The sequence below is a fragment of the Arthrobacter sp. UYCo732 genome, from assembly GCF_040547265.1.
GTDB lineage: Bacteria > Actinomycetota > Actinomycetes > Actinomycetales > Micrococcaceae > Arthrobacter.
Window position 1 is genome coordinate 151732 of the sequence record NZ_JBEPPJ010000001.1, and the last position, 22144, is coordinate 173875.

At 61.3% G+C, this 22144-nt stretch carries 21 protein-coding genes; 14 read left to right on the forward strand and 7 right to left on the reverse strand.

Features of this window, described 5'->3' with window-relative positions:
• Positions 1–149: 149 nt before the first annotated feature.
• Complete coding sequence (locus tag ABIB45_RS00655) at positions 150–2123, forward strand: DUF6541 family protein (protein WP_354213954.1); 1974 nt, start codon at positions 150–152, stop codon at positions 2121–2123.
• Between the two features lie 97 nt (positions 2124–2220).
• On the forward strand, positions 2221–3465 hold the full coding sequence (locus ABIB45_RS00660) for a polysaccharide biosynthesis protein (RefSeq protein ID WP_354213955.1): 1245 nt from the start codon (positions 2221–2223) through the stop codon (positions 3463–3465).
• Between the two features lie 11 nt (positions 3466–3476).
• On the opposite strand, the gene ABIB45_RS00665 is transcribed toward ABIB45_RS00660, so the two are convergent.
• Positions 3477–4397: a glycosyltransferase gene (locus tag ABIB45_RS00665; protein ID WP_354213957.1), complete on the reverse strand. Its 921-nt coding sequence runs from the start codon at positions 4395–4397 to the stop codon at positions 3477–3479.
• 72 nt (positions 4398–4469) lie between these two features.
• Positions 4470–5216: a glycosyltransferase gene (locus ABIB45_RS00670; protein ID WP_354213959.1), complete on the reverse strand. Its 747-nt coding sequence runs from the start codon at positions 5214–5216 to the stop codon at positions 4470–4472.
• A 222-nt stretch (positions 5217–5438) separates the two neighbouring features.
• On the opposite strand from ABIB45_RS00670, the gene ABIB45_RS00675 reads away from it, so the two are divergent.
• A complete protein-coding gene (locus tag ABIB45_RS00675; RefSeq protein ID WP_354213960.1) occupies positions 5439–6320 on the forward strand; it encodes a glycosyltransferase family 2 protein in 882 nt (293 codons plus the stop codon).
• A 67-nt stretch (positions 6321–6387) separates the two neighbouring features.
• On the opposite strand, the gene ABIB45_RS00680 is transcribed toward ABIB45_RS00675, so the two are convergent.
• Genes ABIB45_RS00680 through rfbB form a run of 4 tightly spaced genes read right to left on the reverse strand, consistent with a single transcriptional unit; the run spans position 6388 to position 9938 of the window.
• Positions 6388–6777 carry a DUF2304 domain-containing protein gene (locus ABIB45_RS00680; RefSeq protein WP_354213961.1) on the reverse strand — a complete coding sequence of 130 codons (390 nt, stop codon included), beginning with the start codon at positions 6775–6777 and terminating at the stop codon, positions 6388–6390.
• A 9-nt stretch (positions 6778–6786) separates the two neighbouring features.
• On the reverse strand, positions 6787–7518 hold the full coding sequence (locus ABIB45_RS00685) for a glycosyltransferase family 2 protein (RefSeq protein WP_354213962.1): 732 nt from the start codon (positions 7516–7518) through the stop codon (positions 6787–6789).
• A 2-nt stretch (positions 7519–7520) separates the two neighbouring features.
• Positions 7521–8936, reverse strand: coding sequence for a sugar nucleotide-binding protein (locus tag ABIB45_RS00690; RefSeq protein WP_354213963.1), 1416 nt, complete (start codon positions 8934–8936; stop codon positions 7521–7523).
• Between the two features lie 3 nt (positions 8937–8939).
• Positions 8940–9938, reverse strand: coding sequence for a dTDP-glucose 4,6-dehydratase (gene rfbB, locus ABIB45_RS00695; RefSeq protein WP_354213964.1), 999 nt, complete (start codon positions 9936–9938; stop codon positions 8940–8942).
• Between the two features lie 56 nt (positions 9939–9994).
• Between rfbB and rfbA the strand changes: the two genes are divergently transcribed.
• Positions 9995–10864 carry a glucose-1-phosphate thymidylyltransferase RfbA gene (gene rfbA / locus ABIB45_RS00700; protein WP_354213965.1) on the forward strand — a complete coding sequence of 290 codons (870 nt, stop codon included), beginning with the start codon at positions 9995–9997 and terminating at the stop codon, positions 10862–10864.
• Positions 10865–11148: 284 nt separating this feature from the next.
• Here rfbA and ABIB45_RS00705 read toward each other — a convergent pair whose 3' ends face one another.
• Positions 11149–13764 (reverse strand): GH25 family lysozyme, encoded by a 2616-nt coding sequence (locus ABIB45_RS00705; RefSeq protein WP_502909079.1) that lies wholly within the window; start codon positions 13762–13764, stop codon positions 11149–11151.
• A gap of 567 nt (positions 13765–14331) precedes the next feature.
• Here ABIB45_RS00705 and ABIB45_RS00710 point away from each other — a divergent pair.
• The 10 genes from ABIB45_RS00710 (at position 14332) to ftsX (ending at position 22131) form a co-directional block, all read left to right on the forward strand.
• Positions 14332–15555: a TadA family conjugal transfer-associated ATPase gene (locus ABIB45_RS00710; protein ID WP_354213966.1), complete on the forward strand. Its 1224-nt coding sequence runs from the start codon at positions 14332–14334 to the stop codon at positions 15553–15555.
• The gene (locus ABIB45_RS00715; protein ID WP_354213967.1) at positions 15555–16409 is read left to right on the forward strand and encodes a type II secretion system F family protein; all 855 of its coding nucleotides are present in this window, start codon (positions 15555–15557) and stop codon (positions 16407–16409) included. The genes ABIB45_RS00710 and ABIB45_RS00715 overlap by 1 nt, the downstream gene beginning before the upstream one ends.
• On the forward strand, positions 16406–17347 hold the full coding sequence (locus ABIB45_RS00720; protein ID WP_354213968.1) for a type II secretion system F family protein: 942 nt from the start codon (positions 16406–16408) through the stop codon (positions 17345–17347). Before ABIB45_RS00715 ends, ABIB45_RS00720 begins: the two co-directional genes overlap by 4 nt.
• A gap of 80 nt (positions 17348–17427) precedes the next feature.
• Positions 17428–17691: a hypothetical protein gene (locus tag ABIB45_RS00725; protein ID WP_354213969.1), complete on the forward strand. Its 264-nt coding sequence runs from the start codon at positions 17428–17430 to the stop codon at positions 17689–17691.
• 3 nt (positions 17692–17694) lie between these two features.
• Entirely contained in the window at positions 17695–18078 is a 384-nt protein-coding gene (locus ABIB45_RS00730; protein ID WP_354213970.1) for a TadE/TadG family type IV pilus assembly protein, read from the forward strand.
• Positions 18059–18589, forward strand: coding sequence for a hypothetical protein (locus ABIB45_RS00735; RefSeq protein WP_354213971.1), 531 nt, complete (start codon positions 18059–18061; stop codon positions 18587–18589). The genes ABIB45_RS00730 and ABIB45_RS00735 overlap by 20 nt, the downstream gene beginning before the upstream one ends.
• Positions 18590–18596: 7 nt before the next feature.
• Positions 18597–19079 carry a pilus assembly protein TadG-related protein gene (locus ABIB45_RS00740; RefSeq protein ID WP_354213972.1) on the forward strand — a complete coding sequence of 161 codons (483 nt, stop codon included), beginning with the start codon at positions 18597–18599 and terminating at the stop codon, positions 19077–19079.
• Positions 19080–19132: 53 nt separating this feature from the next.
• The gene (gene prfB, locus ABIB45_RS00745) at positions 19133–20248 is read left to right on the forward strand and encodes a peptide chain release factor 2 (protein WP_354213973.1); all 1116 of its coding nucleotides are present in this window, start codon (positions 19133–19135) and stop codon (positions 20246–20248) included.
• Between the two features lie 180 nt (positions 20249–20428).
• Positions 20429–21220 carry a cell division ATP-binding protein FtsE gene (gene ftsE / locus ABIB45_RS00750; RefSeq protein ID WP_354213974.1) on the forward strand — a complete coding sequence of 264 codons (792 nt, stop codon included), beginning with the start codon at positions 20429–20431 and terminating at the stop codon, positions 21218–21220.
• Positions 21217–22131, forward strand: a complete 915-nt coding sequence (gene ftsX / locus ABIB45_RS00755; RefSeq protein ID WP_354213975.1) for a permease-like cell division protein FtsX — start codon at positions 21217–21219, stop codon at positions 22129–22131. Before ftsE ends, ftsX begins: the two co-directional genes overlap by 4 nt.
• The last annotated feature ends 13 nt before the right edge of the window (positions 22132–22144 follow it).

Consider the following 22144-nt stretch of genomic DNA (forward strand, 5'->3'; position numbering starts at 1 on the left):
GTTCAGGCCAGCCCGGCAACTTGGCACAGCCGGCCCGAGGGCGCTGCGACATGGGCCGTCAAGTATAGTCGGCTGAGGCTAAGGTGCCCCGCCTGCATGGGACGGTTGCGACGCCCAGGCTGCAATCGCGGTCAAGAGTAAGGTTTTTTATGTCCTGGATGTCGGAAGCGACGGCGTTCTGTGCTGCGTTGACCATCTTGTTTGCGCCTGGCGCGGTTGTCGGATGGACTGTGGGGCTGCGGGGTTTGCCCTTGTACGCGTCTGCCCCCGCTCTGTCGGTTTCGCTGGTAGCCTCCGCCGCAGTACTCTCGCCGTATGCAGGTTTAGAATGGTCTGTCTGGTCGGTGGTAGCAGCAACCATCCTGACAGGGGTTCTGTTCTTGTTGGCACAGAAGAGCCGGTGGTGGACGCTTAAAAAGGTTGCCGCTGAGTACTGCCTGACGCAGAGTGTCGCAGTCTGCGGAGCCCTGGCTATCGCTGGGGTTTTGGTGGCGGGCCGAATGATTGCTGCGATTTCGGACCCAGCTGCAATTTCACAAACGTTTGACAACGTTTTCCACATGAACGCCGTTCAATTTATTCAGGACCAGGGTTCCGGTTCATCTTTGACCGTGGGCGAAATGACTGGCGGGGCCTTTTATCCGGCAGCGTGGCACGATCTGGTCTCGATACTCGTAGAAGTCAGCGGAGCCAGTATTCCAGTTGGGGCAAATGTCCTGAACGTCTGCATTGGTGCCCTTGTCTGGCCGACAGGCTGTGTCTACTTGGCGCAAACAGTTGTGGGTCGGAGGCCGGAAGCCGTCGTCTCTGCGGGAGTGATTTCGGCGGCCTTCGGAGCCTATCCGTTACTGATGGTCGACTTCGGCGTACTCTATCCGAACTTTTTGGCGCTCAGTGTTCTGCCCGTCCTCCTGGCGCTTGCCATTCGAACGTTGAAGCTCGGATGCGATGAGACGGCGACGCCGGGACTGGCCGGAATAGCGTTTCTTGGTGCGCTGCCTGGGCTGGCTCTGGCCCACCCCAGTGGCCTGATGACCCTGATACCCCTCTTGGCGCCGGCCGGGGTCATTTGGTGGTGGCAGTGGAACAGCCGGAATGCCTCACATGCATTCTTCTGGAGCAGCCGCCTCTCTCGGATCCTGATGCTCGCTGCAGCAGGCGCGGTTTGCTTTGCGCTGTGGAAGTTGGTTAGGCCGCCGGAGGCAGCAGCAACCTGGCCGCCCGTGCTGTCGGCGCCCGCTGCCATCTGGAACATCGTTTCAAGTTCCGGCATCGCCCGCCCGGAGTCGTGGGTGGTGATGGTGTGTACGCTGCTTGGGCTGGTGTTCGCAGTCATCACAAAACGTTACTGGCTACTTGGTGCCTACCTCGCACTTACGGTCCTCTTCTTTATGGCAGTAGCCGGCCAGCCGGGACGAATCAGGACTTTCCTTGTAGGGGTTTGGTACAACGATCCGCAGCGCCTCGCTGCTGCGCTCCCTGTGGTAATTCTGCCGGTTGCCGTCCTCGGGGCAGTTGGCAGCTGGGATTTCTTCAGCCGCCGGTTCGCGAAGGTCCGCACGACTGCGGAAAGCTCAGCGGGAGCAAAGCTCTCCGGGCAAACTGGCGTCACCGCCACTGCGGTAATAACTGTCCTGTTGTTGGTGTGGGGGACACAGCAGCAGAACCTTGCCGCCGCCGAAGCCTCGGCGAGGCACAATTATGCACTGACCGGCGATTCAGCACTCCTGGATACTGCAGAGATGGGGCTTCTGAACAGAATCCGGGACGAGGTGCCGAAGGGTTCCGTCATTGTAGGCAACCCGTGGAACGGCAGTTCGCTCGTCTACGCGATTGCCCAACGGCGTACCCTTCAGCCGCACGTTCTTGGTGCCGTATCGGATGATGCGCGGGAGGTCTTTTCCAACCTCAACAAAGCCGGCGTTAGCCCGGCTGTGTGTTCATCAGTACATCGTCTGAACGCCGATTACGTTCTGGATTTTGGTAATCGCGAGGTCAACAACGGCGAAGGCCGGACGATTGACTACGATGGTCTGTCTAATTTGAAAGCCAATGGAGTGGCCGACGTCGTGGACTCTCAGGGCTCCGCTACCCTTTACCGGATTACGGCATGTGGCGAGTAGTCCGTACATGGCCGGATGCCGATGAGCTGGAAGGCGATGTAATCGAAACCTTAACAAGTGACGCTGGTCGATCACTGAACGACGGGCTGGGGCTGCTGTGAAGACTGTGCTGTTCAGGCTGCTGGGCTTTACGGGATTGCCACTTCTCTCTCTGGTGACGCCCTTCTTGTTGCTCCCTGTCCTTTCGCGCCTCGTTGGTGACGCCGGGTGGTCCAGCCTGCTGGCGGGCCAGGCCATCGGCACATTCGGCGCGACCGTTATTGCATGGGGTTGGAACATGCTGGGGCCGGTTCAGATCGCAAAGAATCAGTCGCCCGGTTTCCGTGCCGAGCTGTATCGGGAGAGCATGAGAACCCGGCTGCTTCTAAGCCTGGTGGTGCTGCCCGTTGTATCGCTGCTTTCCGCGGTGCTTGCTGTCCCCGAGTTGCGGTTGGAGGCAGTTGCGATGTCATGGACCACAGCTCTTGGCGGCCTGTCCGTGGCCTGGTATTGCATTGGGCTTGGGAAACCGTCCCTGTTGGCCAAGTTCGACACGATTCCCCGCGTTATCGCGAGCCTGGTCGCTATTCCTGTGGTTTTGGCGACAGGGGCCATTTGGCTATACGGGCTGCTTTTTCTTCTCGCCGTTGCGGTCAGCCTGGTGCTGTTTCAACGGTGGGTGGTACCGGCAGGCCGGTCAACATTTACTCATTGGGCGCAAACTCCTGCAACCCTACGATCACAGATGGCCTCTGCGGGAATCAGCGCGTCCGGAAACACCTACGCTGCAACGCCGCTTCCTATTGCCCAGGGGTTTGTGGACGCAGCACCAGCAGGGCAGTTCGGGTCCGCTGACACCATCTATCGGTTTGGGCTGTTTTCGGTGATGGCGTTGGGCAACACATTCCAAGGCTGGGTCCTGGAGCACAGAGAAGCCCCCGAAGGCGGCCGGCACGTACTGGCCATCTGGTCGCACGTAGCCTTGGGCGTGGTAGGCGGTGGACTCTTGGCTTTGCTGGGGCCAACAGCAACAGAGATACTCTTTGGCTCACCCGTCAAAGCCACACAGCTGACATGCCTGTTTTACGGCTTGGCATTCTTCTTCATTTCAGCTGCATCACCCTTCTCCCGTAACCTGCTGATTCCGTTCGGGGGCGAAAAACTGATTTTGGCATGGACGGCTGTTTCGGCGGTACTGGGTTTGGCGACCATGATTGCCGCCGGCATGTCCAACTGGGCGGACGGAATTGCCTTGGGTATGGCTTGCAGTGAGGCCGTCCTGTTTGCGGGGCTGATCCTGCCGGCGCTCCGGCGACTCCGTAATCTTGATGACCACCGGGCCCCGGTCTCCACAGAGTCTTAGGCCCGTCAGTGCTACTTGAGCCGCTCCGCTAAGCGCGGATCGATCTTGCCCATCCGGTTTGCGGCCGCATCCCGGAGGCCGTAGAGGAAGGCCAGCAGGTGGAGCTTCCGGTTCGGACCGTAAACGAACCGAACGATGTGGCTTTGGAGTTCCATGTAGAGCCGGCGCAGGATCCATTTTGGCTGGCTGATGGCGTACCGGCGGACCAGAACCAGCGAATTTCGCGTGATGTAGTAGACCCGGAATGGTGAGTGGTAGTGCACACTCAGCTTCTTCTTGCCGATGCGGGCGTGCCAGCCCAGGATCTTTAAAGGCCTGGCGTCACCTAAGGAGTGAGCAAGATTGCTGCCCGCACTGGCTAGCGCCCGGAAACCCGCACCACGGAGGCGGGCATTGAACTCCGAATCGACGCAGTCAATGAAGAAATCCTCTTCGAGATACCCAACCTGGTCGAGCACGGACGTTTTGATGAGCGTCCCGGACTGCATGGGATCAAAGACTTCAGGTTCGACCGGGCCGCCAAGCAGCGGCAGCCTGATGTTGTTGTGAAACTGTGCGGCCACGAGGCCGACTGTGGCTGGATCACTTGATGATCTGGCGACCTCCAAGGCGGCTTCAACGTAGTTACCAGTAAACGTGGAATCCTGGTCCATGGTGATCAGCCATTCAGGCTCCCACAATTCACGTGCACGCTTCATGCCTGCGTTGAGGGCTGCAGCGATTCCCGAGTTCTCCGGCATCCGCAGAATAATGGCGCCGGAAGCCTCCACGTCGGTAAGTACCGCGGACACGTCACCGGGGGAGCCGTCGTCGACCACTACCACGTGCTGGAGATACTGCTTCAGGGAAGCCACGTTTGCCACGAGTTCTTCGGTGGGGCGGTAGGCGGAAACTACTGCCGCCACATCCAGCATGTTGGGAGTCGGGTGCAATTTGGACGCCATCCTATTCGGTGCTTTCGGGGCACGTGGGTGCCTCCCGGCGTGCCGTATATTGTCTTGTTGCTAGCTGACGAAACGTCTGCGTACCGCGATGAAGAGGTTCCTGAAAAAATCCAACCGCGCTGCCAAAATTTTCCCTGCACTTCTGATCCCTTGTGGTGTCAGGTTCTCGCCATGCAGGCGATGCAGGATGGTGTCTTCTTCCAGATACTGAATAGCACGATTAATTATTCCGACCATTGCTATCCACTGGTCATGTGATTCCCGCATGTGGGCAGGGAATGGCAGTATTTTGTGCGACAATTCCTGCCGAAAGGCCATCGCGCAGCCCCAATGCAGCCGGTATCCCACAATGATCCCGGTGAGGTTACGCAAAGTGTGTGTGGAATCTTTTTCCCGAAGGCGGAGCCGATGAAACCGTCCCATTGGCCCGTCAAAATGTCGGCAATTGCTGACAACCATTTTCTTTCCGTCAAGGCTGGCGATCATTCGCTCCGCACGGCCGGGAAGCCAGATGTCGTCCTGGTCAGACAGGAAAACGTACTCGCCGCGGGCCTCGGAAAGGGCCCTCTCAAAAGTACGTACGTATCCAGTGTTTACGGCTGCAGCGATCAGCCGGATGCGGGGATCACCGATTCGTTCGATCACGGACTTTGTACTGTCAGTGGAACAGTCATCCACGATAATTAATTCATCCGTTGGCGCTAATTCCGAGAGAATTGATTCGACCTGCTCAAGGATATGCTTCTCACCGTTGTATGCGGCCATGCAGACACTGACACGTGGGATGACTGTCGGTACCGAGTCCATTAAGGCGGAACACCGCTTTCAGAGTGTACCCGCTCAGTTATTTCCAGCGGGGCTTGATCAAACGCACACAAGTCTACCAAAGGGGCGCCAAGGCCAAGGTGGCGGCTCCTCTGGCCTATGATTGGTAGGACGATGATCGCGTCCTGGGCCGCCCTCTAAGGCCACCGGGAGCGGGCCGTGCTTCTTAGACGCCGGCTAAATCCACCGAAAGGAATCCAGTCCATGGCCATTGACGTAATGCTGCCCTACTACGGCGACGTAGACCAGATGAAATTGGCGGCCCAGAGCGTCATGAACCAGCAGAACCAGGACTGGCGCCTGATCGTAATCGATGACGGGTATCCGGATCCGGAGCCGGAGCGCTGGTTCTCAACCATCACTGATCCGCGCGTAACGTATATGAAAAATGAGCAGAACCTGGGTGCCAACGGCAATTACCGGAAAGCTCTGACTCTCGTTGAAGCCCCGCATATGGTCATCATGGGCGCCGACGACATCATGTTGCCAAACTATCTGGACATCGTGGCGGCCGCTTTCGCCGCCTATCCGAATGCGGACGTCGTGCAGCCCGGAGTTCAGGTTATCGACGAGAAGGGAATTGCGTGCACTCCGCTCGTAGACGCCGTTAAAAAGGTCTACGCACCGAAGACAAAAGCACGCATGGAACTCAGCGGCGAGGCCATGGCCACGAGCCTTGTCCGCGCGGACTGGGCATACTTTCCCTCCCTCGCTTGGGATACTGCAACAGTTACCCGCATTGGCTTCACTGAGGGTCTTGACGTAGTCCAGGACTTGGCGCTCCTCCTTGATGTTGCCGCTGAGGGCGGATCAATGATCATCGATCCGACGCTGTCGTTCCTGTACCGCCGCCACTCGGCGTCGGACTCTTCAGTCCGGGCACTAGACGGGCGCCGCTTCGATGAGGAGAAGAGATTCTTCGACCTGCAGGCGACGAGGTTCCGCGCCCTTGGCTGGAAGAGAGCTTCCCTTGCCGCTGCTTTCCACACGACGTCCCGTCTCAACGCCGGCTCACTGATGCTCAAGGCGATTAGCCACGGAAAGTTCGATTCACTGCCGCGCTTGGCTCAGCACGTTATCCGGTAGGCAGAACCACAAGAAGGCGGCCACCCCAAGGGGTGGCCGCTTTCGCTGTGCGTAAAAAGTCCTGAACTCAGGGTGTTGTGGGTCCATCGGTGCCCGTCGGAACAGCGGTGAGGGTAGGCCGCCCTTTCATGTTTTCCACTTCCGACCTCAGGATGGCCACTTCCTCAGCCAGTATCCGGACTTCGTCCTCGGCCTGCGACTGTTCCTGCGAGAGGTGAAGGCAGACGCCAACCAAAAGCACAAGGGTCATGATGAAGAGCAGGTTGGCTGGCACTTGGATGCCCAGCAGCGTGCTGGCGAGCTCCAACAGCCGGGGGAATGCGGCGAGCAAGAGAGTCCCCAGACCGATGATGATCCACAGAACTGCGTATTTTTCGCGTAGCTTCTGGCGCCTAAGCATTTCAAAAACGAAAAATAGGATCGCCACGACGACGACAATTCCCATAAGAAACGACATGTCAGATTCCTAGTTGGACGAAGGGTCGGATTTCTTGCGCGTCAACGCGAAGATCAACGCCAACCCGGAGCGGCCAAGGTAAAGGGCAGCCTTGATGGGGTCATGGCTGGGCTCACCGCCCTGACGTTCGCGCATGGACACCCCGACCTGGTGCACGGTGCAGCCAGACCTGATGGCAACAACCAGCGAATCAATGGTGTCTCCCAAGTATTCCGCGGGGTAGTGATCAACGTACTGTCGAATTGCCTTGGCATTGGCTGCCCTAAACCCGGAAGTGACGTCGGTCAGGCGGGTGCCGGCTATTCGCGAGATGGTCCATGCCAAGACGTTCATAGCCCACTTCCGGGGCCCTTTTACGGAATAGTCGCCTTTGTCGGCGAAGCGTGCGCCGATGGCAATGTCAGCGTTCTTGAGCCCGTCGAGTACGGCCTTAATGTCGCGTGGATCATGCTGCCCATCAGCATCAACCTGAATTACCTGGGTGTAACCACGGTATTTGGCGTATTTGAATCCGGTCCGCATGGCACCGCCCACACCCATGTTAAACGGCAATTGCAGAACCGTGGCCCCGGCGGCTTTCGCTACGGCCGCCGTGTTGTCACGGGACCCGTCGTCGACGACCAGCACGTCACAGGGCGGCCCATATTCGAAGACTTCCTGGATAGTGCTTCCGATGGCCTCCGACTCGTTCCAAGCAGGCATGATGACGAGAGTCTCGTGCTGGCGTGCCTGAGCCGCCATACCTAGGCCCCATCCTTCAGGTAGGCAACCAAGCGTTCGCGGGAGGGGACAGGTGCAAAACCGCTCGCCTTGATCTTTGCCAGGGCCAGGCCGCTGTTGCGCGGACGGGGTGAAGCAGACTTACCGGCAAAATATTCTTCGGTGGACACTCCCGTCACATCATCCCGTGATGAGCCGGAAAGTTCGTAGACGTCGGCTGCAATGTTCGCCCAGGACTGCTCCGGACCGTCATTGGTGAGGTTGTAGACGCCATACGATGGCCTGGTTTCCAGCAGATGCCGAATGCCACTGGCGATATCGGCGGTAAAAGTCAGGCGGCCGAACTGATCGTCCACAACCGCTGGGCGGACTCCGCGGGATGCAAGCGATGACATGGTGCGCACAAAGTTGTTGCCGTCCCCGATAACCCAGCTCGTGCGAACTATGTAGTGTTTCGGCACGACGGTGACCACGGCGTCGCCGGCAGCTTTGGTCTGGCCATAAACGCCCAAAGGTGAGAGAGCTTCGTCCTCTGCATGGGTCTTTTCTGAACCGTCGAAAACGTAGTCTGAAGACACCTGGACCAGGGTGAGGTCATGGTCCACTGCGATTCGAGCCAGCCGGGCAACGGCCGTCACGTTGACATTCCATGCCGAGGACCGGCCATCAGGGGTCTCCGCAGTGTCCACCGCGGTGTATGCAGCGGCGTTGACGACCGTGGCGTAGTTCTTCCAGTTGACGTTCGTGAGCGAGTCTTCGGCCGTGAGGTCGATCGCGTCCCGGCCGGCGAACTCGACTGATGTGTCCCCCTCGTAGAGGCGGCGGAGTGCTTTGCCCAGCTGGCCGTTGGCGCCGAGCACAAGGATTTTCTTGGGCGGCATCGGCGTGACATCGCCCAGGCGCGGGTGTGCCTTGTCCTTGTCGGAAAGCTCCGCCTGTTCGAGGGGGATGGGCCACTGTATCCCGGCGGTTTCGTCTGCCAGGTTCAGGAAGGTGTACTGGCCCTGGGCGTCGGCGGACCAATGGTCATTTACCAGGTAGGTGTAGGCCGTGTTGTCTTCCAGCGTCTGGAAGGCGTTGCCAACCCCGCGCGGAATGAAGATTGCCTGGCTGGGGTCAAGTTCAGCGGTGAAGACAGCACCGAAGGACGGGCCCTCGCGCAGGTCGACCCAGGCGCCGAAGATCCGGCCGGTGGCGACGGAAATGAATTTGTCCCATGGTTCGGCGTGGATGCCGCGGGTGGTCCCGGCCTTTTCGTTGAACGAGATGTTGTTCTGTACGGGGCGGAAATCGGGCAGGCCGAGGGCTACCATCTTTTCCCGCTGCCAGTTTTCCTTGAACCACCCACGGTTGTCTCCATGGACCGGAAGGTCGTAGAGGACGACGCCGGGGATGGGAGTGTCGTGGGCCTTCAGTTGTTTGGAGAACTCAATGGACATCTGTTACTGGCCCTGTTCCCGATACTTCGCTTCAGTGCGGTCCTTCTGGGGCCGCCACCAGGCCTCGTTGTCCCGGTACCACGCGATGGTGTCTTCGATTCCGGCGTCGAAGTTCGAGAACTGGGGTTCCCAGCCGAGCTCTTCGCGCAGCTTCGTCGAGTCGATGGCATACCGGAGGTCGTGGCCTGCACGGTCCACGACGTGGTCGTACGCGTCCACTGACTGGCCCATGTGCTTGAGGATCAGTTCGACAACGTCCTTGTTGTTCTTTTCACCGTCAGCGCCGATCAGGTACGTTTCGCCGATCCGGCCCTTGGCGATGATGGTCAGGACCGCCGAGGAATGGTCATTCGCGTGGATCCAGTCGCGGACGTTCTCACCCTTGCCGTAAAGCTTGGGGCGGATACCGTCAATCACGTTGGTGATCTGGCGCGGAATGAACTTCTCTACGTGCTGGTAGGGGCCGTAGTTGTTCGAGCAGTTGCTGATGGTGGCCTGCAGCCCGAAAGAGCGCACCCAGGCCCGGACCAGGAGGTCAGAGCCTGCCTTCGTGGAGGAGTAGGGGCTGGACGGGTTGTACGGGGTCTGCTCGGTGAAGCGCTCCGGGTCATCCAGTTCCAGGTCGCCGTAGACCTCGTCCGTGGAGATGTGGTGGAAGCGCTTGTTGTGTTTGCGCGCGGCCTCGATCAGCGTGTACGTGCCGATGATGTTGGTGTCCAGGAACGGACGCGGATCATGCAGTGAATTATCGTTATGCGATTCCGCCGCATAGTGGACCACGACGTCGGCATCGGCCACCAGGGTGTCCACCAGGCCGGCGTCGCAAATGTCCCCCTCAACAAATGCGAAGCGGTTGTCAGGGAGCCCGTTCAGGGATTCGAGGTTACCTGCATAGGTAAGTTTGTCCAGAACGGTCACGTGATCATCAGTATTGTCGAGAACGTAGTGAACAAAATTCGAACCAATGAACCCGGCACCACCGGTAACAAGAAGTCGCTGCATAGTTTCCAAGACTACCGGATTTGCCGCGGCCATTAGCGAAGGGAAAGATGGGGGGCATGCGCGGAATAATACTTGCCGGCGGTACCGGCTCTCGGCTCCACCCGATCACACTGGGCGTCAGCAAGCAACTGGTTCCTGTCTACGACAAGCCAATGATCTACTACCCGCTGTCGACGCTGATACTGGCTGGCATCCGGGACATCCTGATCATCACGACACCCCACGACGCCGATCAGTTTGAACGGCTCCTGGGCGACGGTTCCCGCTTCGGTGTATCCATAACCTACAAACAGCAGCCTTCGCCGGACGGCCTGGCCCAGGCCTTTGTCTTGGGCAAAGAGCACATCGGTGATGACAGCGTGGCCCTGGTGCTGGGTGACAACATCTTCTATGGCCACGGCATGGGCACCCAGCTGCGCCGATTCGAAAACATCGATGGTGGCGCGGTGTTCGGCTACTGGGTCGCTGACCCCAAGGCCTATGGCGTGGTGGAATTTGATTCCAACGGCAAAGCGATCTCCCTCGAGGAAAAGCCTGCCCAGCCGAGGAGCCACTACGCGGTACCGGGACTGTACTTTTACGACAACGACGTCGTGGAGATCGCTGAGAACCTGAAGCCGTCGCCGCGCGGCGAACTGGAGATCACTGACGTGAACCGCACCTATCTCGAGCGCGGCAAGCTCCAGGTTGAGATTCTTCCGCGCGGAACGGCCTGGCTGGATACGGGAACCTTCAACGACCTCAACGACGCGTCGAACTTCGTCCGAACTACGGAGAACCGCCAGGGCCTGAAGATCGGTGCTCCGGAAGAGATCGCCTGGCGGCTTGGTTTCCTGGACGACGACGAATTCCGCCAGCGTGCCGAGCCGCTGGTGAAGAGCGGCTATGGGCAGTATCTTCTAAACCTCCTCGAGCACGGTCGGTAGTCACCGGGCCCCGCGGCCGGAAGACGACGACGTGTGGTGAAATGCTCCCCGACAGCCGGATTGTTAACTCAGTCTGACTGTCGGGGAGCATTTTTGTGTGTAAGGAGGCCCGACATGCACGAACAGCGTTCCCGGTCCCCAGCGTCCACCCATAACGGCCCGGGCAGGACGTCGAAACCCAAAGGGCCCGAGTCCGGTGTGATGCCGTCCTCGGGCCCCTCATGGTCTGGCGTTGGCGTCTGCTGTCAGCGGACTGTCCGTCACGATGTACGTCCCCAGCATCCTTACGGCTTGATTTTCGCTCCGCCAGCGGACGTCCAGTCGATTCTTCCGCCCTGGAAAGTCTGGGTGCAGCTTTGATTATCCGCGCTGCACGTCTGGGACGCAGTGGGGTAGCCGAGAGCACCATTTTCGAATCCTTGTCCAGCCCATGCCTGTTGGATCGGCCCGGGAACCATGGTGTGTGCGCCGCTGGCTGCGGACCACATGATGGTTCCCTTTTCGAAGTTCTGGAAGCAACCGGCGTTACGCAGACCACAGATGGACGAGCTGCTGGGGTAGCCCAGCGAACCCGACTCGAAACCAGACTGTGCCCAGCGTGCTTGGATCGGTGCTGACGTCAGTGATTGCGCGCCAGTCTGTTGCGACCACATCACTGTGCCCTTTTCGAAGTTCTGGAAGCAACCGCCGGCACGCAGGCCGCAGATTTGCCCGCTGACGGGATAGCCCAGGGAGCCGTTCTCGAAACCGGACTTTACCCAGGCGTCCCTGATGGGACCGAAGTACAGTGACTGCGCACCCGTAGCCTGTGACCACATGACGCTGCCACCGAGGTAGTTCTGGAAGCAGCCGCTGTTACGCAGCCCGCACTGGACTGTGGACACAGGATAGCTGAGCCGCCCCCTCTCAAAGCCCTCCTTTTGCCACAGATCACGGATCGGTCCGGTGAGGCTTGGATAGGCACCGCTCGATGGTGAATACATCAGGGGGCCCTTTGCAAACATCTGGAAGCAGCCATCATTGACCAGGCCGCAGTACGTGGGGGATGTCGGGTAGCCAAGCGAGCCGGAGGCGGACCCGCTGGCAGCCCAACCATCACGCATGGGGCCAGCCGAAACAGTTTGGATGGCTGTTCCTGCCGAGTAGGCCACGGTGCCCCGCTCGAACGACTGGAGGCACCCTGAGTCCGGCAGGTTGCACACGGCGTAAGTGGTGGGATAACCCAAAGCACCGTTTTCGAAGCCGGCTTTCTGCCAATAGTCCAGCACCTTGCCCGTGATCGGGAATGCGCCCGTGGCCGGTGAGAACAGCAGGGTTCCACCCTGGAAAAGCTGGAAGCAGCCGCCGTCCCGCAGGCCGCACACCTCTGTACCTATCGGGTACCCCATAGGAATGGACTGGGAGAGGGCCGCCTTCCACGCCCCCGCAATGCCCATGAAGACAGGCCATGCTCCTGAAGCCGAGGTCCATGCGACCACTCCGCCAGCGAAGTCCTGCGTGCAACTTGTGGCGCCACAGGTGGCGTCTGCGGTGGGGTAGCCAAGGAGTCCGTTCTCGAATCCGGCGCGGGACCACGCTTCAAGCATGGGGCCGGACTTCACCAGATGCGCCCCGCTGGAACTGCTGGCCAAGACCGAGCCCGCCTGGAACAGCTGGAAGCAGCCCGAGAGTCGAAGGCCGCACGCGGTGTTATTGGTCGGATAGCCGAGCGGTCCGTTTTCGTAGCCGGTCTTCGCCCAATAGTCGCGGATTGCGCCCGGTTGAATCAGCGCTCCACCCGAGCCGGAGGAGGAAAGAATGCTGCCACCCTGGAAATTCTGGAAACATCCGTTGTCCTTGAGCCCGCACACGATATCGCCTGTCGGATAGCCTGCTGCACCTCCTTCAGCACCACTGGCCTGCCATGCTGCTGCGACCGCGCCTGCTATCACGGCGTGGGCACCGGAGGGTCCTGACCACATCACGGTCCCGCCCTGGAAGCCCTGATAGCACCCACCGTTAGCCAGACCACAAATGAGGGCAGTTGTGGAGGCGCCCATCGCCGGATGGCTAGCCCTGTAGGCCGCGACCTGCTGGATGGCCGCCGCTGGGATGCCACTGCGTGCGAATGCGCTGAGGGCGGCGTAGTCCCCATTCCAAACGTTGGAGTCACCAGCGAGCGGCCCCGTGCTGCTGTACTGCCAGATGCTGTAGTTGCTCCAGCTGCCAGTAGGAACCGCGCCCGCGTTGTTCGAGGGATTCATAGGGTAAGCCGCGACCCAAAGCGGATAATCGCCAAATCCAGACGGATTGCCGAGGCACTGATTCCACCAGTTCGTGTTGGTGTAGATAACAGGAAGGCGGCCCGTCAAAGACTGCATGGTGCTTCCGAAATCTCGGACCCAGGAGCTCAGCTGAGACGGGGACATGTCATAGCAGGTGTTTCCTGGCCACCAGCCGGGGATATCGGTGCGGCCCGCGTAGGGATTGAACTCGAAGTCGAGGACGGGCGGGAGCGTGTACCCGTCGGCTGTCCAGCCTCCACCATTCTGAACAAAGTAGCGGGCCTGTTCGGACCCTGATGACCAGTTGGGGATCGCGAAATGGTAAGCACCCCGGATCATGCCGACATTCCGGGAGCCCTGGTATTGCGAGCTGAAGAGGTCGTTCGTCATGTAACTGCCCTCGCTGGCCTTGACGTAGGCGAACCTGGACCCCATGTTCCATTGCTGCTGCCAGTCAACGTTCGACTGATGACCGCTGACGTCGAGTCCCTGGACACCAAACGTTGGCATCCAGGTGCCCTCGGTGCTGAGCGACTCCGTCTGCAATTTCTGTATCGAGGCTGACGGGGACGAGGCGGTCACTCGTTTCGACCGCTGGCCCATTTCCGCCCCGCCGACTCCAATGGCTTGCGCCATCGATTCGTTCGTAGCGGAAGGTACCGGCTTGCTGGGGGGCGCCGCCGCCGACGCGGGTGGGGTGGAAGGCGCAGGTGCCGTTGCAGCGGGCGCCGCTCCAGCCGTTGAGCCGGCAGGTGAGGGAGCCGTCGCCGGCGCCGTTGTTAGGGAGGGCGCCGGCGTAGGACTAGTGTCAGCGGCTAAGGCGGCGCCGGCTAGTCCAGGACCAGCTATAAGGGCGGTAGAGAGAATTGCTATCCAGAAGGACTGCATGGCGGGACGACGGGACTGAGACGGGTTCCGCTTCATTATGGGCTCCGGGACAATGACGCGCTCGTGAACGCTCATCTAGGTTGCTGTTCCGGCGGTTCCCCCAGGGAGACACCGGACAGAGAGACTGTATGTTAACGGGCCCACCGTAACACCGGAGTGCCTGCAGCAACCAGTGTTTCCCATGTTGCCTGTGTGAAAAATGCGTCAATTTTATCCACAACCTCAGAATTTGACTTGGCGGCATGGCGTACTCTCCCTAGGCTGTATCACAGTTGAACTGCCTCCACCGGGGGCGGCAGTTGTATTGGGGAACTTATGGATGCCGTGCGCATCGTTGAAGACGAAGTCCGTGAACTGATCCGCCGTCGGGGTCTGGACCCCTTGCGTCAGGCAGGCGAAGTCCGGCGCCTGGTGGAGGCGGCCGTTAGCGACTACGACGAGCGAGCCCTCATGGGGCCGCTGCCTCCGATTGGTCCGCTGGAAGCCGCCCGCAGGTTTGTCTTTGATGCCGTCGCCGGATTCGGTGTGCTGCAACCGTTGCTGGACGATCCTTCCATCGAGGAAGTCTGGATCAACGCGCCCAACGAAATCTATGTGGCCCGGAACGGCGAGTCCGAACTGACCTCGCTCAGCCTCACCGACCAGCAGGTGCGCGACCTCGTAGAGCGCATGCTCAAGAGCTCGGGCCGGCGGCTGGACATGTCTTCACCCTTTGTGGACGCCGCCCTGCCCGATGGCTCCAGGCTCCACGTCGTCATCCCCGATGTCACCCGCCGGCATTGGGCAGTGAACATCCGCAAATTTGTGGTGAAGGCCAGCCGGTTGGAGCACCTGGTCGAGTTGGGCACCCTGACGCCGCAGTCCGCCCGGTTCCTTGGGGCCGCGGTCTCCAGCGGACTGAACATCCTGGTCTCGGGCGCCACCCAGGCGGGTAAGACCACCATGCTCAACTGCCTGGCCGCCAGCATCGGCAGCCGGGAACGCGTTATCACTGTTGAAGAAATCTTCGAACTCCAATTTCCGCTCCGGGACGTGGTGGGGCTTCAGTGCCGCCAGCCCAACCTCGAGGGCGAGGGCGAGATTCCGCTGCGCAGGCTTGTCAAGGAAGCGCTCCGGATGCGCCCGGACCGACTTGTGGTGGGCGAGGTCCGTGAAGCCGAGAGCCTGGACATGCTGATCGCTTTAAATAGTGGACTACCAGGGATGTGCACCGTCCATGCAAATTCTGCCCACGACGCCGTGACGAAGATCTGCACGCTGCCGTTGCTCGCCGGCGAAAACATTTCCTCAGCGTTCGTTGTCCCCACGGTGGCGTCCTGCATTGACCTGGTGGTCCACTGCAGCCGCCACGCCAACGGCCGCAGGCAAGTCACCGAGATCCTCTCCCTCGGCCGGCGGGTGGAGAACGGAATCATCGAGTCGTCCATGGTTTTCGCGATGGCGGACGGCCAGCTGCAGCCGCGCGCCAACTCCATGCCGGCGGCGGAGAAGTTTGCCCGCGCCGGGTACGACGTCGCAGCGCTGCTGGAGCCGCGCTGATGGCGCCGCTGTTCGGGGTACTTGCCGGCACGGGCCTGTTCCTTATCTGGTGGTCATTCTGGGACAAGCCGACGGCGGTGAGGCGGCGTCCCAGGGCCAGCCGCATCGAGGATCTGCTCGCCTCCGCCGGAATCGAGAAAGTCACGGCCGCCGGCCTCGTTGCCTCCTGCCTGGGATTGGGCGTCTTTGTGGCACTCATCTTCTTTGTGGTCAGCGGGACTTGGCCCATGTCGCTCTGTTTCGGACTGTTCGGCGCCTGGCTCCCGGTCAGTGTGGTTCGGTGGCGGGCGAACAGAAGGACCGCCGTGCTGCGCCAACTCTGGCCGGATGTGGTTGATCATCTGCGGTCCGCCATCCGCGCGGGTCTTTCGCTGCCGGAGGCTTTGATCCAGCTGGGGGAGAAGGGGCCCGAGGAGCTCCGGCACGTCTTCCGCGACTTCGGGGCGGACTACCGGGCAGGCGGCCAGTTCGATGCATCCCTCAACAAGCTCAAGGACCGGTTGGCCGATCCCGTCGCAGACCGGATCGTCGAGGCGCTCCGGCTGACGCGGGAGGTGGGCGGCTCGGACCTGGGTAAACTGCTTGGCACGCTGGCCGAATTCCTGCGCGAGAACGCCCGCACGCGCAGCGAACTGGAAGCCCGGCAATCCTGGACGGTCAACGCCGCCCGGCTCGCCGTTGCCGCTCCCTGGATTGTGATGCTCCTCCTGGCCACCCGTCCCGAGGCCGTGAGTGCCTACAACACGCCGATGGGCGCCGGCGTCCTGCTCGGCGGCCTGGTGGTCTCGCTCATCTGCTACTCCATCATGCTGCGCATCGGCGCACTGCCGCAGGACGAAAGGGTGCTTCGATGAACGGGCTCTCGGCAGCCGCTGTTGTGTGCGGCATCGTCCTCGGGGTGGGCCTATGGCTGGTTTTTGTCCGTGTCCCCTTTATGCGGCCGCTGACGTTCATTCAGCGCATCGAGCCGCAGCTGAAATCGCAAAACCTGGAATCCCGACTGCTGCGCGCCACCGGACAGAATGCCACACCCTTTGGACCGTTGGAGCGGATTGTGCGGCCCCTGCTTCACGACGGACTCACCGCCCTCGGCCGCCTGAACCTTGGATCAAAGGCGCTGACCCGCCGCCTGGCGCAGGCCGGGATCAACAAATCGACGGTGGATTTTCGGGCCGAGCAGTTGCTCTGGGCCGCCGCGGGCTTCGTCATTTCACTGGCGATCGTAGTGTTGAGCGCGGCGGCCGGTCGCTTTAGTCCCTTTCTCGCCGTTGTGGCCGTCCTCGGAAGCGCCCTTGGCGGCTTTCTCTTCCGCGACTTCTGGCTGGGCGTCCAGATCAGCAAACGGGAGTCCCGGATGATGGCTGAATTCCCCAGCCTCGCGGAGCTGATGGCTCTGGCTGTCGGCGCCGGCGAAAGTGCCACCGGCGCACTGGACCGCGTCTGCCGCAGCGCCAACGGCGAACTGGCCAAGGAATTTTCCAAGATCCTCGCTGAAACCAGGGCAGGGAAACCACTGGTGGAAGCACTCCAGGAGTTTTCTGCCCGGACGGACCTCGGCCCGCTGGTCAGATTTGTGGACGGCATCATCGTCGCGGTCGAACGCGGAACACCCTTGGCAGATGTTTTGCGGGCTCAGGCCCAGGATGTCCGGGACACCGCAAAACGGGACCTGATGGAATCGGCGGGCAAAAAGGAAATCGCCATGATGGTTCCTTTAGTCTTTGGCGTCCTTCCTTTAACAGTGGTGTTCGCAGTGTTCCCCGGCATCGCTGCCATCAGCCTTGGACTGTAGCCATGATCATCACTCCATTGTCAGATCCCCAACCACGTACATCCACCGACCATCCGCAACACTCACTGAATGGGACCACAATGAAAAATCTTGGAATCTCGGGCAGACTGCTGCTCATCACTCTGCTGGCTGGCGTGTGGACGTGGACCAACGGGTCTCCATCGAGAGCGCATAGCCCGCAGCCGACCGGCGCGGCCGGCCCGGACAACCGGGAACGGGGTGATGTGCCCGGGTGGGTGATGATCACGCTGATGTCCGCAGTGCTGGTGGCGGCGCTGCTGGCCCTGGCCGGCCCTGCGCTTGAAACGATGTTCAACCAGGCCATGGACAGGGTCGGAAGATAGGGCATGCCGGACTGGCGCAGGGACGAACGTGGCTCCGCGGTGGTGGACTTTGTGCTGGTGGGCGGGCTGCTCACCATGTTCTTCCTGGCCATCATCCAGCTCACGCTGGTCCTGCACGTCCGCAATACGCTCATTGATGCTGCCGCGTCCGGTGCACGCCATGGAACGCTTGCGGACCGAGGTGCCTCGGATGCCGAGGATCGGGCAGCGATGTTGATTGGGACCGCACTCAATGCCGAGTTCGCCCAGGACATCAGCACCACAGTGGTGACCTTCCAAGGCCTGCGCACTCTCGAAGTGACCATCAAGGCGCCCCTGCCCGTCATCGGGCTCATCGGACCGCGGGACATGCTGGAGGTGAAGGGCCATGCGGCCATCCAGCCGTGACACCAGCCGGGTCCGCCGCAAGATCCGGGCCTGCCCCAAACGGGGCCTCAAGCAGAGGTTCAGCGAGGCACTGTGCCACGGTCGCCGCGGCAACGAGCGCGGGGAGGAGGGCAGCGCCGTCGTCGAATTCACGTTTTTGGCGCTCCTCCTCATGGTGCCGCTCGTGTACTTCATCATCACCGTGGGCCAGATCCAGGGCGGCTCCTTCGCCGTGGTGGGTGCTGCCGACCAGGCCGCGAAAGTCTTTGTGGCCCAGCCGAATGCAGCATCGGCCCAGGCCGCCGCTGAGCAGGCAGCCCTCATCGCGCTGGCGGACTTTGGCCACGAAACTAGCGCCGCGCAGGTCTCCACCCGCTGCGATCCGGCCGACTGCCAGGCCGCCGGGGCGGCCGTAACCATTACCGTGAATCTCACCGTGCCGCTGCCCTTCGTTCCCTTCAACGACGACTTTAGGCTGCAGGTCAGCGAAGTTGAGGCATCGTCCACTCAACTGGTCGGCAGGTTCCGGTGACCGCAGAATGAGCGGCCAGGCCGCCGTCGCAACCGCACCCCCAGGGGGCTCCAAACAGACAGCTGAAGACGGCCAGATGATGGTCATGATCATCGGCTACGTTGTGCTGGCCCTGCTGGTGGTCACCGTGGTCATCGGCATCTCCAGCGTCTACCTCGAACACAAGCGGTTGCTGTCCCTGGCCGACGGCGCCTCGCTGGCTGCTGCTGACAGCTATACCCTGGGTGAGGTCGCGGGGGAGAGCGGGGGCCCGTCCGCCGTCCTGGGCTCCGAGCGCGTCCGGAACGTCGCCGCTGACTTCGTGGCCGGAAGCCCCTCGTCGGCCCGGTTTGACGGGTTGGCCGTGACAGGGGCGAGCGGCAGCCCTGACGGGTCCACCGCCGTCGTGGTTCTCAGCTCGCTGGTCCACCCACCGGTGGTGAACTTCCTGGTGCCGGACGGAATCCGGATCGAAGCGGCATCCACCGCCCGTTCGCGGCTCACCCGCTGAGGTGCAGCGGGGGAGTCCGGGCCTCCGGCCGGATAGCGTAGGCTTAAACAACCATGGCCAATATTGATTTTTCCGCAGAAATCCGCGCCCTTCGCGCCACGTACAACTCCATCGAGCGAGTCAGCGATGTCGAGGCGTTGAAGGAAGACATCGCCGAACTGAGCGAACGCGCGGGCGAACCGGACCTGTGGGATGACCCCGCTGCGGCCCAGAAGATCACCTCACGGCTCTCCCACCGCCAGTCCGAGCTCGAGCGGCTGAACAAGCTGGTGTCGCGGATCGACGATCTGGAAGTTCTGGTGGAACTCGGCCAGGACGAGGACGACGCCGACTCCATGGGCGAAGCGGCCACCGAACTTGAGTCGATCCGGAAATCACTGAAGGACCTGGAAGTAGTGACGCTGCTTTCGGGGGAGTACGACGAACGGGAAGCCGTGGTGTCCATCCGGGCCGGAGCCGGCGGCGTGGACGCCGCAGACTTCGCCGAGATGCTCATGCGCATGTACCTTCGCTGGGCGGAACGCCACGGATACCCCACCACGGTGATGGACACGTCCTACGCCGAAGAGGCAGGCCTCAAGTCCGCAACGTTCGAGGTCAAGGCACCCTATGCGTTCGGCACCCTCAGCGTCGAAGCCGGAACCCACCGGCTGGTGCGGATCAGCCCCTTCGACAACCAGGGCCGCCGCCAGACGTCCTTCGCGGCCGTTGAGGTCATCCCGCTCATCGAGTCCACGGACTCCATCGACATTCCGGACAACGAGATCCGCGTGGATGTGTTCCGTTCCTCCGGCCCAGGCGGGCAGTCCGTTAACACCACGGACTCCGCGGTGCGCCTCACGCACATCCCCACCGGCACCGTGGTGTCCATGCAGAACGAAAAGTCGCAGCTCCAGAACCGGGCCGCCGCCCTGCGCGTCCTGCAGTCCCGCCTCCTGCTCCTGAAGAAGGAACAGGAGGATGCAGAAAAGAAGGCCTTCGCCGGTGACGTCAAGGCGTCGTGGGGCGACCAGATGCGCTCCTACGTCCTGAACCCGTACCAGATGGTCAAGGACCTCCGCACCGAACACGAGGTGGGCAACACGTCTGCGGTGTTCGACGGCGAGATTGACGACTTCATCGACGCCGGGATCCGCTGGCGTACTGACAACCGCAACGCGGAGAAGTAACACCCGGGGGGGCCCACCGCGTAGGCCCGATCCCGCGACACACCCCTGAAGCCCCCGAAAACCGGCCAAAAGACTGCGTATAGTCGAGGAGCCGGGGCCCTAATTTCCCCTAAACGAATGCCCGTGCGCCGGCTGCAGATCTGGGCTGCATCAGTAGTGCCCTGCAGGGTAATTAGGGCCATGATCCGATTCGAAAATGTCACCAAGGTCTACGACCAGACCGCCCGGCCTGCGCTGGACGATATCAGCCTTGAGATTGACCGTGGTGAATTCGCCTTCCTCGTGGGCGCCTCCGGATCCGGAAAATCCACCTTCCTCCGTTTGGTTCTCAAGGAAGACCGCGCCTCCTCGGGCGCCGTCTACGTGGCCGGCCAAAACGTCGCCAAGATCTCCAGCTGGCGCGTGCCCAGGCTGCGCCGCGGAATCGGTGTGGTCTTCCAGGACTTCCGGCTCCTTCCGCAGAAGAACGTGTTCGCCAACGTTGCCTTCGCCATGCAAGTCATTGGCAAGAGCCGCAGCGTCATCCGCGATACCGTGCCCGAGGTCCTCAAGACAGTGGGCCTCGAAGGCAAGGAAAACCGCCTTCCGCACGAACTGTCCGGCGGCGAGCAGCAGCGTGTGGCCATTGCCCGCGCCGTGGTCAACCGGCCCGGGATCCTCCTCGCCGACGAACCCACCGGCAACCTTGACCCCACCACGTCGATGGGCATCATGGGCGTGCTGGACAAGATCAACCAGAACGGCACCACGGTGGTTATGGCCACGCACGACGACGACATCGTCAACGAGATGCGCAAACGCGTGGTTGAGCTCAAGAACGGCGTCGTCATCCGCGATGAAGCCAAGGCACTGTACACCTCCATGATTCCGGTGGTGGGCCAGTCACGCCGGCTGCGGGACGCCAGCGGCCGGGACGAGGAGCCGCCCATTCCGGGAGACCGCCAGCCCGGCGCAGGGGAGGGGCAGCGATGAGGCTCGCGTTCATCCTCGGCGAGATCGGCAGCGGCCTGCGCCGCAACGTCTCCATGGTGGTCTCAGTCATCCTGGTCACCTTCGTCTCCCTGACGTTCGTAGGTGCCGCCGGCATGCTGCAGCTTCAAATCAACCAGATGAAAGGCTACTGGTACGACAAAGTGCAGGTGGCCATCTTCCTCTGCAGTGACGGTTCGACGGCGGCCGGTTGCGCCACAGGGCCGGTCACCCCGGAGCAGCAGGACAACCTGCAGACCCTGCTGGAATCACCCGCCGTGGCCCAGTACGTCAACGACTTCCAGTTCGAGTCCAAGGAAGAGGCGTACAAGCACTTCAAGGACCAGTTCTCCAACTCTCCGATCGTCGATTCAGTGACGCCGGACCAGCTTCCCGCTTCCTTCCGGATCAACATGAAGGATCCGCAAAAGTACCAGATCATCAGCGAGACGTTCTCCTCGCAGCCCGGCGTCGAAACGGTCATTGACCAGCGCCAGCTCCTGGAACGGCTGTTCTCGGCCATGAACGCGGCATCGCTTGTGGCTGTCAGCATCGCCGGTGTCATGATTGTCTGCGCCATCCTCCTGATCGCCACCACCATCCGCCTGTCGGCCTTCAGCCGGCGCCGCGAAACCGGAATCATGCGCCTGGTGGGCGCATCCAAGATGGTGATCCAGCTGCCGTTCATCCTCGAGGGCGTGATTGCTGCCGTCATCGGGGCGGCCCTGGCCTCCGGGACGCTGTGGGCCGTAGCGCACTTCTTCCTCGGCGAGTACCTCTCCAAGCAGTATCCGGACACGGCGTTTATCTCGCCCGGGCAGACGCTCATTCTTGCGCCAGCCTTGCTGATCCTTGGCGGATCTTTGGCTGGAATTTCGTCTCTCTTGACCTTGCGCAGATACTTGAAGGTTTAGGCTGTGCAAACCG

Bases quoted from the DNA above. Each gene is read 5' to 3' on its own strand.
- ABIB45_RS00680 (WP_354213961.1), bottom strand. From the start codon at position 6,777: ATGTCGTTTCTTATGGGAATTGTCGTCGTCGTGGCGATCCTATTTTTC.
- ABIB45_RS00720 (WP_354213968.1), top strand. From the start codon at position 16,406: ATGAACGGGCTCTCGGCAGCCGCTGTTGTGTGCGGCATCGTCCTCGGG.
- ABIB45_RS00725 (WP_354213969.1), top strand. From the start codon at position 17,428: ATGAAAAATCTTGGAATCTCGGGCAGACTGCTGCTCATCACTCTGCTG.
- ABIB45_RS00655 (WP_354213954.1), top strand. From the start codon at position 150: ATGTCCTGGATGTCGGAAGCGACGGCGTTCTGTGCTGCGTTGACCATC.
- ftsE (WP_354213974.1), top strand. From the start codon at position 20,429: ATGATCCGATTCGAAAATGTCACCAAGGTCTACGACCAGACCGCCCGG.
- ABIB45_RS00690 (WP_354213963.1), bottom strand. From the start codon at position 8,936: ATGTCCATTGAGTTCTCCAAACAACTGAAGGCCCACGACACTCCCATC.
- ABIB45_RS00705 (WP_502909079.1), bottom strand. From the start codon at position 13,764: ATGGCGCAAGCCATTGGAGTCGGCGGGGCGGAAATGGGCCAGCGGTCG.
- ABIB45_RS00715 (WP_354213967.1), top strand. From the start codon at position 15,555: ATGGCGCCGCTGTTCGGGGTACTTGCCGGCACGGGCCTGTTCCTTATC.
- rfbB (WP_354213964.1), bottom strand. From the start codon at position 9,938: ATGCAGCGACTTCTTGTTACCGGTGGTGCCGGGTTCATTGGTTCGAAT.
- rfbA (WP_354213965.1), top strand. From the start codon at position 9,995: ATGCGCGGAATAATACTTGCCGGCGGTACCGGCTCTCGGCTCCACCCG.
- ABIB45_RS00675 (WP_354213960.1), top strand. From the start codon at position 5,439: ATGGCCATTGACGTAATGCTGCCCTACTACGGCGACGTAGACCAGATG.
- ABIB45_RS00685 (WP_354213962.1), bottom strand. From the start codon at position 7,518: ATGGCGGCTCAGGCACGCCAGCACGAGACTCTCGTCATCATGCCTGCT.
- ABIB45_RS00740 (WP_354213972.1), top strand. From the start codon at position 18,597: ATGAGCGGCCAGGCCGCCGTCGCAACCGCACCCCCAGGGGGCTCCAAA.
- ABIB45_RS00670 (WP_354213959.1), bottom strand. From the start codon at position 5,216: ATGGACTCGGTACCGACAGTCATCCCACGTGTCAGTGTCTGCATGGCC.
- ABIB45_RS00710 (WP_354213966.1), top strand. From the start codon at position 14,332: ATGGATGCCGTGCGCATCGTTGAAGACGAAGTCCGTGAACTGATCCGC.
- prfB (WP_354213973.1), top strand. From the start codon at position 19,133: ATGGCCAATATTGATTTTTCCGCAGAAATCCGCGCCCTTCGCGCCACG.
- ftsX (WP_354213975.1), top strand. From the start codon at position 21,217: ATGAGGCTCGCGTTCATCCTCGGCGAGATCGGCAGCGGCCTGCGCCGC.
- ABIB45_RS00735 (WP_354213971.1), top strand. From the start codon at position 18,059: ATGCGGCCATCCAGCCGTGACACCAGCCGGGTCCGCCGCAAGATCCGG.
- ABIB45_RS00730 (WP_354213970.1), top strand. From the start codon at position 17,695: ATGCCGGACTGGCGCAGGGACGAACGTGGCTCCGCGGTGGTGGACTTT.